The organism is Roseovarius sp. E0-M6, assembly GCF_037083845.1.
Lineage (GTDB): Bacteria > Pseudomonadota > Alphaproteobacteria > Rhodobacterales > Rhodobacteraceae > Roseovarius.
The window spans coordinates 842,221-852,918 of sequence record NZ_JBAPLA010000001.1; the positions used below are offsets into that span (position 1 = coordinate 842,221).

The window sequence follows — 10,698 nt, forward strand, 5'->3', positions numbered from 1 at the left end:
TTGGAATAATTCTAAAGCCAATCTGGAGAAGGATTGCAATAAAATCCAATTGCCATTTATTCATTTTATCATAATTTAAAATTATGAACCTGACTTTACGACAACTGGCGTATTTCCGCGCCCTTGCGCAGCAGCGCCATTTCGGGCGCGCAGCGGAAACAGTTAATATTTCGCAACCCGCGCTTTCGGTGCAGATACGCGAAATGGAAGCGCAGGTTGGCCGGGCTTTGGTTGAAAGGCGGGCGCGGGATGTGGTGCTGACGCCATTTGGCCGAACGATCCTGTATCATGCCAAGCGCGTACATACGGAGATGCAAGCCTTGGAAGAGGCTGCACGATGGCATGACGGATTGGCCGGTCAGCTTAGGCTTGGTATGATTCCGACGATCGCACCTTATATCCTGCCCGGCACCCTTGAGGCGTTGCGGAGTCGCGACATCTCGCTTGATGTGCAGATCGAAGAGGCGCAAACCGCACAGCTTATTGACGAGCTGCAAGGCGGGCGCCTTGACGCGGCGGTGATGGCGCTGCCGGTAGAGACCGGGGGGCTGTGCGCCACCTCACTTTTTGAGGATCGTTTCCTTCTGGCGGGAAGTGCCGCGCGGCTGGCGGCGACGGGTGCAGAGGTCGAGACGCTCAGGCCAGACTTGCTAGGGTCGGCACAGCTTTTGCTTCTTGAGGACGGGCATTGCCTGACCGATCAGGCGCTTGAGCTGTGCAACCGGGAGCGAGGTCAGGCGGGCATCGACATGGGGGCCTCGTCGATGGCGACGTTGTCACGGCTTGTCGCGGCGGGATTCGGCCTTACCCTCATGCCGGAGCTGGCCGCCGAGATTGAACGCCGTGCTGTGCCCGAACTGGTTCTGGCGCGGTTCGCAGTCCCCGAACCGGGCCGGCAGATCGTGCTGGTGCGGCGTGCAGGAACTGAGGAGGGGGGATGGTTCACCGATCTTGCGGATGTTCTTAAACGGGTGGGCAAAGCCATAATCATGGCAACACGAGAGAACAGGCCACACGGCGCCCAAAACGCGCCGTGACGGCCAAGTCCCGCCACGGCACACTGACATGAACATCCTGCTAAAAGGTGATGGGGCACTTGTTACAGATCGACCCGGCAACGCGGGCGACATTACTGGCAAATCCCATCGCCTGCCTTTATAGTTACGACACCTTACCAAAGAATGTGCGGGGAAAAATTCGTGCGTGATCTCAAACTTCCTGAACAGCGTCACCCGGAAAAGGCCAGGCGCCCCGACAACCCCCAACCCAAGAAGCCGAGCTGGATTCGCGTCAAGGCACCGGTTGGCAAAGGCTATATGGAAACCAAGCGCACGATGCGCGAGCATGGCCTTGTCACCGTCTGCGAGGAGGCGGGCTGTCCTAATGTGGGCGAATGCTGGAATCAGGGCCACGCCACGATGATGATCATGGGCGAGGTCTGCACCCGCGCCTGCACCTTTTGCAATATTGCGACCGGCAAGCCACCCGAGCAGCTTGATCCGTTCGAGCCGGGGCGTGTGGCTGACGCGGTGCAGAAACTGGGCCTTAATCATGTGGTGGTGACGAGCGTGGACAGGGACGATGTCGACGACGGCGGGGCCGAGCATTTCGCGCAGACCATTCGCGCGATCCGGCATCGCAGCCCCGATACGACGATCGAAATTCTGACGCCGGATTTTCTGAACTGCGATCCATCGGTTCTTGAAACCGTGGTTGCGGCCAAGCCGGATGTGTTCAACCACAATCTGGAAACCGTTCCCGGCCTCTATCCCGGCGTGCGCCCCGGCGCGCGTTATTTCCACAGTCTACGCCTCTTGCAGCGGGTCAAGGAAATGGACCCGTCGATTTTTACCAAGTCCGGCATTATGGTGGGCCTCGGCGAAGAGCGTGCGCAGGTGCATCAGGTGATGGACGACATGCGCGCGGCCGAGATCGACTTCCTGACCATCGGGCAATATCTGCAACCCACACCCAAGCATCACGCGCTGGACCGGTTCGTGACACCCGAGGAGTTCGCTGCTTATGAAAAGGCCGCGTTTGGTAAGGGGTTTCTCATGGTGTCGGCCACGCCACTCACCCGGTCGAGTTATCACGCGGGCGATGATTTCGCACGTCTGCGCGAGGCGCGGGAGAGGGCGCTGGCCTCTTGAGGTTGGTCATCTAAAGCGTTTCGCGAAAAGCCTGACTCACAGTTTTTCGCGAAACGCTTTAGCCCTCTCAGCCGGACAAGGTATGCGCTCAACAAAAAACCGGCCCCGAAAGGCCGGCTTGGTTTGGAAAAGACACACCAAAAACTCTGAGCTTGTCGGCTGTCAGCCGTTCCAGCTTCGCAGATCACCGCAGTCCATGTGGACGAAGTTCGAGCGATAGTAGCGCCCGACACCGCCTGCGCGGCATGCTTGGGCGGCCTTGCTCAGCTGCCCGACCGAGCGTGAGGAAAGGCGAAGATCGGCTGCTTGACCCTCCATGTGAAGGGAATTGCGCGCCACATTGCGCGACCGCGAGCGGAGCATCGCGTTGGTCTTGGGGCTGCGGAAGCCCGAAAGCATCTTGTAAGGTTCGTCCGTATCGACAAGCGCGTGGGCGGCGGCCATGATGTCGATCGTGCGAAGGTCGATGTTCTTGACCTTGTCGACGCGCCAGTCGCGCATGAAGATGGAAATTTCGCGAACGGCATCGCGAATGTATTCGCCTTCGATCCAGTAGATGGTGTCGATCTTCTCACCGGTTCGGGAGGAATACATCTTGATCCGTCGGATGTCGCCAGCGCCGCGAAGAAAACCTGCGGCATTGGAGTAGGTTGGGGCGGCCACAAGGCTGGTTGCTGCAAAAGCTCCCAGAAGGGCGCGCCGCGTCACGCCTGTTGTCTTGATATCGGTCATGTAGTCTGCGCCTGTCCGTCGCTTGCCTAATTTGTCCCGCTTAGCCGCGGGAGCGTTCATCTCATCCCCAGATGCAAGGCTAGCTATGACACATAAAGAATCGGTAACCAACCAGCTTTTGCCCTTTTGGTTCCGCGCAAGGGGTTTTGGGCATTTTTCCGCGCATTTGGTAGGATATGTGGTCGAAATGCGCCGCGGCGATGCAGGAAGGCCGCGACAGCGCGGTGAATTCAACCTCTCACGCAAATTTGCGTAGACTTTGCGTGGTGGTATTCGATCATGAAACCTGAAGAAATGAACTGTAGTTATGTTGCCATTGGGGGAAGCGGTATGAATGTCGCAGAAAGAACGTCTCATCTGATGTTGGTTCAGAGGGTTGTTGCCATTTGTATTCTGGCGATCGCCGGCCTTGTCGTGACCGCACCTGACGCGCGCGCGGAAGTCACGGCGTTCAAACAGGCGATCGCGGAGGCTGCGGCCCGGGATACCGAGCTTGCCGCTTTCTATCGGGCCAATAACTACCGTGGTATCTGGACCTCGAATTCAGACGATGATCGTGCCCGCCGCCGGGCGCTTCTCGAAGCGATCGAGGGTGCGGGCCATCACGGGCTTCCGGCCACGAAATATCGCGCTAACGAGCTTCTGGCGATGATGCGTCAGGCGCGCACCCCGCGCGACCTTGGCAAGATCGAAGTGGCCCTGAGCAAGACATTCCTCGAACTTTCCGGCGATTTACAGACAGGGATACTGGTGCCGAGCAAGATTGATAGCGGCATCGTGCGGCAGGTGCCTTACCGCAGCCGCGTGTCCTATATGACGAATTTCGTGAAGAACAATCCGCGCGGGTTCTTTCGGGGTCTGCCGCCGCGCTCTGCGGAATATAGCCGGCTGATGAAGGAAAAACTGCGGTTGGAGCAGCTTGCGGCGCGCGGTGGCTGGGGGCCACGGGTGCCCGCGAATGCGCTCAAGCCGGGGACGCAGGGGGCTGCGGTCGTGGCGCTGCGCAACCGGCTCACGGCCATGGGCTTTTTGCAACGCTCGGCCTCGCAAGTCTATGACGCACGTCTTGCCGGGGCGGTTCAAGCCTTTCAGGTGGCGCACGGGCTTGAAGCCGACGGGGTGGCTGGCGCCTCGACGATAAGCGAAATCAACAAGCCGGTCATGGCGCGGCTTCAGTCGATCATGGTCGCGATGGAGCGCGAACGCTGGAACAACAAACCACGCGGACAGCGGCATGTTCTGGTGAATCTGACAGATTTCAGCGCGCGCCTCATCGACAATGACAAGGTCACGTTTCAGACCCGCGCGGTTGTCGGAAAAAACGTTCCGGACCGCCGTAGCCCCGAGTTCTCGGATGAGATCGAATACATGGAGATCAATCCGACATGGAATGTGCCGCGGTCTATCACCGTCAAGGAATACCTGCCGCAGATGCAGCGGAACCCGAGTGCGGCGGGCCATCTGAGGCTTTATAACGCACGCGGCCAGCAGGTGAGCCGGGCCAACGTGAATTTCAATGCCTACAATGCGCGGACTTTTCCCTTCGACCTCAAGCAGCCGCCGTCGAACCGCAATGCGCTCGGGTTGGTGAAATTCATGTTCCCGAACAAATACAACATCTATCTGCACGACACCCCGGCCAAGAACCTGTTCTCGCGCAACAAGCGCGACTTCAGCCATGGCTGCATCCGTCTCCATCAACCGTTCGAGTTTGCCTATGCGCTTCTGTCCAAGCAGGAAAGCGATCCGAAAAGGTTCTTCCATTCGGTGCTCGATACGCGGCAGCAAACGCAGGTCAAGCTTCGCAAGAAGGTGCCGGTTCACATCATATATCGCACCGCCTTCACCCAAGCGAAGGGGCATACGAATTATCGCAAAGATGTATATGGGCGGGATGCGCGCATCTGGAACGCTCTGGAGCAGGCGGGGGTTTCGCTGCGCGCCGTTCAGGGGTAAACGAAACCCCGAAGAACGGGGTGAGCATGACCTATACCGTCAAGGAAATTGCAGAGGCACTGGGCGCGCAGGCGCTTGGGGCCTCTTCGATTCGCATTTCCGGCGTCGCTGAACCTGCCGATGCCGCAGAAGATCATCTGGCGCTGGCAATGAAGCCCGAATACGCCGAGGCGCTGCCAAAGGGCCGTGCGCGTGCGGCATTGGTCTGGGATGGCGCCGATTGGCAGGCACTTGGACTTGAGGCCGCGATCATCGCGCCGCGCCCGCGTTTTGCGATGTCGGGTCTGACCGCGCTGATGGACAAGGGCGAAGGCTGGGACGATGGTATTCATCCCTCGGCCATTATAAGTGACAGCGCCATACTGAGTGAGGGGGTTTCGGTCGGGCCGCTTACCGTGATCGGCGCGGGCGCACGGATCGGCAAGGGCACACGGATCGGGCCGCAGGCCACGATCGGTGCCGACGCCGAGATCGGTGAAGCCTGCCTTGTCCGTGAGGGGGTGCGGATCGCGGCGCGGGTGCGCATCGGTGATCGGGTCGTGCTCAATCCCGGCTGTGCCCTTGGCGGTGACGGGTTTTCCTTTGTCACTCCTGACCTGTCGAACGTCGAGGCGGCACGCGCCACATTGGGCGATCAGGCGGATACAGAGACGCAAAGCTATGTCCGGATTCACAGCCTTGGATCGGTTCGGATCGGGGACGATGTGGAAATCGGTGCCAATACCGCCATCGACCGTGGCACCATTCGTGACACCGTGGTGGGCAACCGGACGAAGATCGACAATCTATGTATGATCGGACATAACGTCGTGATCGGGAGTGATACGCTTCTGTGCGGCATGGTGGGCATCGCGGGGTCCACAAGGATTGGCAACAACGTGGTTCTGGGCGGGCAGGTTGGTGTCAGCGACAACATTTTCGTAGGTGACAGGGTAATCGCCGGCGGCGGGACCAAGATATTCACCAAGACACCGGCAGGCCGTGTGATCCTTGGAAACCCAGCGATTAAGATGGAGACGCAAATGAACATCAACCGCAATCTGCGGCGGCTGGGTCGGCTTTTCGACGATGTGGCAGCACTCAAGAAATCGGTTTCCAACACCGATCAGAGCGACTAAATCAGCGGGCACGCGTCCGTGTATCCCAAAGAGCGAGACCCATGAGCAAAAGCATTCAGGACCGAGTGATCGAGATCATCGCCGAACAGGCTGTTCTGGAGCCTTCGGACGTGACCATGGATAGCACGCTCGAAGATCTCGGTATCGACAGTCTGGGTCTGGTGGAAAGCATTTTCGCGATCGAAGAGGAGTTCGATATTTCGGTGCCGTTCAACGCAAATGAGCCCAACGAAAGTGATTTCGATATCTCCAGCGTGTCGAGCATCGTTGCGGGGATCGAGAAACTCGTCAAGGAACAGCACGGGTGAAGCGTGTGGTGATCACTGGCGCGGGCACGATCAACGCGCTTGGCCATGACGTTCCGACAACGCTCGAGGCCATGCGCGAAGGCCGGTGCGGCATAGGTCAGCTTGAGATGCGGGATGTCGACCGGCTTGGCATCCGTATCGGCGGCCAGATCAAGGGATTTGAGCCCGAGAGGGTCTTTAACCGTCAGCAACTGGCACTTTTCGACAAGTTCACACAGTTCACCATGGTGGCCGCCCGCGAGGCGATCGCGCAGTCCGGCCTGTCCTTCGAGGGCGAACTCGGGACACGCGTCGGTGTGGTTCTGGGCAATTCCGGTGGCGGCATGAGCACCATCGACGAGAATTACCGCGCACTCTATGAAGAGGGCAAGAACCGCATTCATCCGTTCGTGGTGCCGAAATTCATGAACAACGCGGCGGCCAGCCATGTGGCGATGGAATTCGGCCTCATGGGGCCGAGCTTTACCGTCTCGACGGCTTGTGCGTCATCCAATCACGCCATGGCGCAGGCGTTTCAGATGGTTCATGGCGGAGTGAGCCCCGTGATGGTCACAGGTGGGTCCGAAACCATTCTGTGTTTTGGCGGGGTCAAGGCCTGGGAAGGGCTGCGGGTTATGTCCCGCGACGCCTGCCGGCCCTTTTCCGCCAATCGCAACGGGATGGTGCAGGGCGAGGGCGCGGGTATCTTCGTCTTTGAAGAATATGAGCATGCGCGGGCGCGGGGTGCCGAGATACTGGCCGAAGTGATTGGCTATGCCATGACCTCGGACGCGGCCGATATCGTCATGCCCTCCAAGCAGGGTGCGGCACGGGCAATTTCAGGGGCCATGCGCGACGCGCGCATCAACCCCGAAGAGGTTGGATATATCAATGCCCACGGCACCGGCACCGCCGCCAACGACAAGACCGAGAGCGCGGCGGTGGCGGATGTGTTTGGCCCGCATGCGGATAACCTGATGATGTCCTCAACGAAATCCATGCATGGCCACGTGATCGGCGGCACCGGCGCGGTGGAGCTTCTGGCCTGTATCATGGCACTGAGAGATGGCGTGGTCGCCCCCACGATCGGCTATGAAGAGCCTGACCCGGAATGTGCGCTGGATTGCGTGCCGAACGTTGCGCGCGAGGCCAATGTCGAGGTCGCTCTGAGCAATGCTTTCGCCTTTGGCGGGTTCAACGCTGTGCTCGCCCTTCGCAAGGCGGCGTGAGCAGCCACACTCACGGTTAATTCGGGTTGAAAATCGGTCCCCACTTTGGATCAACCTGCTCTGATTATTCGATGTTGCGTCGAACATATGACACGTCACGCCGCGATCTTGGGTGTTGTAATAGGTGATCAAAGCGTTGCGGTGCCGCCAGTCAGGACGGCACCGCAACATGGCCTCCGCATCAGGGATGAGACAGCGACCGGACGCGCCGGCAACCAGCCCGATAAATAGGGCCAGTCACCGACTCCGGATAAACCGGCGGACCACAGAGCCTTGGAATCTCAAGGTTTGTCAGCCCGTTGTTCCCAGGCTTAATTGCCACCACTCATGGAACAGGCCAATCATCTCTTATTGTGTTCGCTCACATAAGTCAGGAAATCCCTACCATGCCTCCGGGCGCGGGGCGCGGTGACTGACCTTGTGAAATTGTCTCAGGAGGGAAGGTGTGGTCAGGCTTCCATCATGAAAATCTGGTTCTGGAAACTGGCCTTGAGTACCGCCTGCGCCGTGGTTTCGACACAGAGGGCTTCGCGCGCAAGGCGCAAGTGCTTTTCAACTGTCGCGGCGGTCAGCCCCAGCAAGAGCGCGATATCCTGCACGGTTTTGCCGTCACCCACCCATCCGAGCACTTCGCGCTGCCGCGTCGTGAGGGTGCGTGCAGGGCTCGTGTAGGGGAGGGACAGGATGCGCAGATGCGCGATGTTGTTCAGCAGAAGGATATCGTCACCATGTTCCTTCCACATCGCATCCACCTCGTGCTGTCGCATGCCCTCCTCGGCAGTAAGCGCGATGGCACCCTTTGTGCGCGGCGACACCGACAGGAAAGAAATCGAATACCCGGCCCTGACGCCATTGGAGAGGTTGAATTCCAATACTTTACGTTCCTGACGGCTGAGCGTGCCGCTCTCGGCCATCTCGCGCAGCACTGACCACGAGCAGGCCCCGTCATGATCAAGCGCCCATCGGACCATGGGCGCGTGGTGGTAAAGTCCCTCACCGACGAAAACATCCGTATAATCGGTGGAATGGTTGGTCAGGATGACAAAATCGTCCGAGTCGCCCAACGACTGTCCCGACCGATATCGCGTCGCGCCATACATGATCCGGTCAAACCCATAGCCCGCCATGCGGCGCTGATGCATGTCCCAAAGTTCTTCGATCTCGGGCGCGTGGAGGAAATCATTGAGTTCGGATGTCTCTATCATGAGCCGTCGCTCAGATGTGTTGCCAAAGCGTCCATGGCCAGCGGATAGCCCGCTGCGCCAAAGCCGCAGATCACGCCAACCGCGACACGCGCGATATACGATCGATGACGGAATTCCTCTCGTGCGTGGATGTTCGAGAGGTGCAACTCGATTACCGGCAATTCCGTCGAGGAAATCGCATCCATGAGCGCCACGGAGGTGTGGGTATAGGCCCCCGCATTCAGGATGATCCCGTCATGCGTGTCGCGTGCGGCATGGATCATGTCGATCAGAACACCCTCGGAATTGCTTTGCTCAAACGCGAGAGCAAGGCCCATCTCCTCGGCGCGGGCGCGGCACATCGCTTCGATGTCGCCCAGCGTCGTGTTGCCGTAAACCTCGGGCTGGCGGGTGCCCAGCAAATTGAGGTTCGGCCCGTTCAATATCAAAATCGACGTCATTATAATTTCCTTCCGGACCGAACCTTTAGCTTCCCAGACGGCTTGTGTCGAGTATTGCCTTTATTTTACACCTCCACCCCGTAGTTTGCGCCGATTTTCTGCATTTGCAATCGACGCGAGGGGCGGTATGCATTTGGAACGCTGCCTATGGGGAGAATGATCATGACGACCTGTGTTTTTGTTCAGATTCGTTGCCAGCCCGGCATGACCTACAAGGTCGCCGATGCCATCGTCCTGCGCGAAATCCACTCCGAGTTGTTTTCAACCAGCGGCGCATTTGATCTCCTGCTCAAAATCTATGTCCCCGAAGGGCAGGATGTGGGCGTCTTTATCAATGATAACATCGCCAATATCGACGGGTTGGAGCGCACCCTGACCACGCTGACATTCAAGGCGTTCTGAAAGGGGCGCGCAATCCCTCATTCGAAGTGGAGGACACAGCTTTGTCCCGCAAGGAAGCGGCCCTCGGGATTGCTCAGACGCAGGCGGATACCGAACGTGCCTGTGGCCGCGTCAAGCACCGGATCGATCACGTCAATCACCGCTTGAACGCGCGCGCCGCTTTCAAGGACCACATCGATAGTATCCCCAAGCGAAATGCCCGCGCGCCGGGCGGCGGGCAGATAAGCCTCGACATGTAGTGGATCAATGCGGGCCACGACGACCACCGGCTCTTGCTCATTATATAGCTCGCCCACCGACATGAGTTTGTCTGTCACGACACCGTCAAAAGGAGCTCGGATGCGTTTGCGTTCGCGCGCGGCAAGGGCGGCTTCAAGCTGTTCCGCTGCAATCTTTTGTTGAAGCACTGCCTCTTCCTCCTCGAGGCGGGCGGTCCGGGCCTCGAGCAGGGCATTTTCCTGTTCGGATTTCGGAACCAGATTGTTTTGAAGCAGGGTCGTCAGACGCGCGGCATTCGCCTCGGCTGTTTCGGCCTTTCGCCGCGCCAGCCGAACCGCGATGTCGCTGGACAGACGCAGCCGCGCCAGCCGCACCTCGCTATCTTCTTGTGAGGCCTCAAGCTCGGCCATGACGTCTCCGGCGCGAACGGTATCGGCCCGTCCGACCTCGAATCGGGCGAGAACGCCACGGCTTGCGGCCCCGACGCGCGCGACCTGAGCGGCGTTTACAATACACTCCGTCACAGCCTGCGCCGAGGCAGAGATAGGCACGAGTAAGCAAAATAGACTTACCGCACAAATGGTTAACCGGATGACGGGATGGCGCTGACTGTGGGGTCTATTTTTCATGTCTATAAACTGGATTAATTGCCGGAATGCCGGATTTATGTGTATTATGGCATCTTTAAGGCAAGAATTCCGCCTGTTTTTGGGGCTGCTCGGTTTTCTCTGCACTATTGGGATTTTTTGTAATTCCACTCCGACAGGGGACCGCGCGCAGTAGGAGACGCGTGAAGCGCATGAAGGGTATTGTCGTCGATGGTTGCGGAACATCAATCCGCGACCCCGGATAATGGGACGTTTTAGTCTCCGGTCCTTTTTTTCCGCTACCGATACCGGGCGCGGGGCCTCACAATTTGGCACCACTCACCTAAGCAACTCGGTTTCACACCGTGTCCTG

The 10,698-nt window shown here is 58.8% G+C and carries 11 protein-coding genes; 7 read left to right on the forward strand and 4 right to left on the reverse strand.

The features are described 5' to 3' along the window. The first annotated feature begins 83 nt into the window (after positions 1 to 83). A complete protein-coding gene (locus V8359_RS04150) occupies positions 84 to 1,037 on the forward strand; it encodes a LysR substrate-binding domain-containing protein (RefSeq protein ID WP_336427445.1) in 954 nt (317 codons plus the stop codon). 162 nt (positions 1,038 to 1,199) lie between these two features. Next, positions 1,200 to 2,150 carry a lipoyl synthase gene (gene lipA / locus V8359_RS04155; RefSeq protein WP_336427446.1) on the forward strand — a complete coding sequence of 317 codons (951 nt, stop codon included), beginning with the start codon at positions 1,200 to 1,202 and terminating at the stop codon, positions 2,148 to 2,150. Between the two features lie 162 nt (positions 2,151 to 2,312). Here lipA and V8359_RS04160 read toward each other — a convergent pair whose 3' ends face one another. After that, positions 2,313 to 2,882, reverse strand: coding sequence for a YcbK family protein (locus V8359_RS04160; RefSeq protein WP_336427447.1), 570 nt, complete (start codon positions 2,880 to 2,882; stop codon positions 2,313 to 2,315). 330 nt (positions 2,883 to 3,212) lie between these two features. Between V8359_RS04160 and V8359_RS04165 the strand changes: the two genes are divergently transcribed. Genes V8359_RS04165 through V8359_RS04180 form a run of 4 tightly spaced genes read left to right on the forward strand, consistent with a single transcriptional unit; the run spans position 3,213 to position 7,472 of the window. Then, on the forward strand, positions 3,213 to 4,838 hold the full coding sequence (locus V8359_RS04165) for a L,D-transpeptidase family protein (protein WP_336427448.1): 1,626 nt from the start codon (positions 3,213 to 3,215) through the stop codon (positions 4,836 to 4,838). 26 nt (positions 4,839 to 4,864) lie between these two features. Further along, on the forward strand, positions 4,865 to 5,956 hold the full coding sequence (gene lpxD, locus V8359_RS04170; RefSeq protein ID WP_336427449.1) for a UDP-3-O-(3-hydroxymyristoyl)glucosamine N-acyltransferase: 1,092 nt from the start codon (positions 4,865 to 4,867) through the stop codon (positions 5,954 to 5,956). A 41-nt stretch (positions 5,957 to 5,997) separates the two neighbouring features. Further along, positions 5,998 to 6,264 carry an acyl carrier protein gene (locus V8359_RS04175; RefSeq protein WP_336427450.1) on the forward strand — a complete coding sequence of 89 codons (267 nt, stop codon included), beginning with the start codon at positions 5,998 to 6,000 and terminating at the stop codon, positions 6,262 to 6,264. After that, on the forward strand, positions 6,261 to 7,472 hold the full coding sequence (locus V8359_RS04180; protein WP_336427451.1) for a beta-ketoacyl-[acyl-carrier-protein] synthase family protein: 1,212 nt from the start codon (positions 6,261 to 6,263) through the stop codon (positions 7,470 to 7,472). The genes V8359_RS04175 and V8359_RS04180 overlap by 4 nt, the downstream gene beginning before the upstream one ends. A 449-nt stretch (positions 7,473 to 7,921) precedes the next feature. On the opposite strand, the gene V8359_RS04185 is transcribed toward V8359_RS04180, so the two are convergent. Beyond that, on the reverse strand, positions 7,922 to 8,677 hold the full coding sequence (locus tag V8359_RS04185; RefSeq protein WP_336427452.1) for a LuxR family transcriptional regulator: 756 nt from the start codon (positions 8,675 to 8,677) through the stop codon (positions 7,922 to 7,924). Further along, a complete protein-coding gene (aroQ, locus tag V8359_RS04190) occupies positions 8,674 to 9,117 on the reverse strand; it encodes a type II 3-dehydroquinate dehydratase (RefSeq protein WP_336427453.1) in 444 nt (147 codons plus the stop codon). Before aroQ ends, V8359_RS04185 begins: the two co-directional genes overlap by 4 nt. A 162-nt stretch (positions 9,118 to 9,279) precedes the next feature. On the opposite strand from aroQ, the gene V8359_RS04195 reads away from it, so the two are divergent. Further along, complete coding sequence (locus V8359_RS04195; RefSeq protein WP_336427454.1) at positions 9,280 to 9,519, forward strand: Lrp/AsnC ligand binding domain-containing protein; 240 nt, start codon at positions 9,280 to 9,282, stop codon at positions 9,517 to 9,519. A 17-nt stretch (positions 9,520 to 9,536) separates the two neighbouring features. On the opposite strand, the gene V8359_RS04200 is transcribed toward V8359_RS04195, so the two are convergent. After that, the gene (locus tag V8359_RS04200) at positions 9,537 to 10,571 is read right to left on the reverse strand and encodes an efflux RND transporter periplasmic adaptor subunit (protein WP_336427455.1); all 1,035 of its coding nucleotides are present in this window, start codon (positions 10,569 to 10,571) and stop codon (positions 9,537 to 9,539) included. Positions 10,572 to 10,698 lie beyond the last annotated feature (127 nt).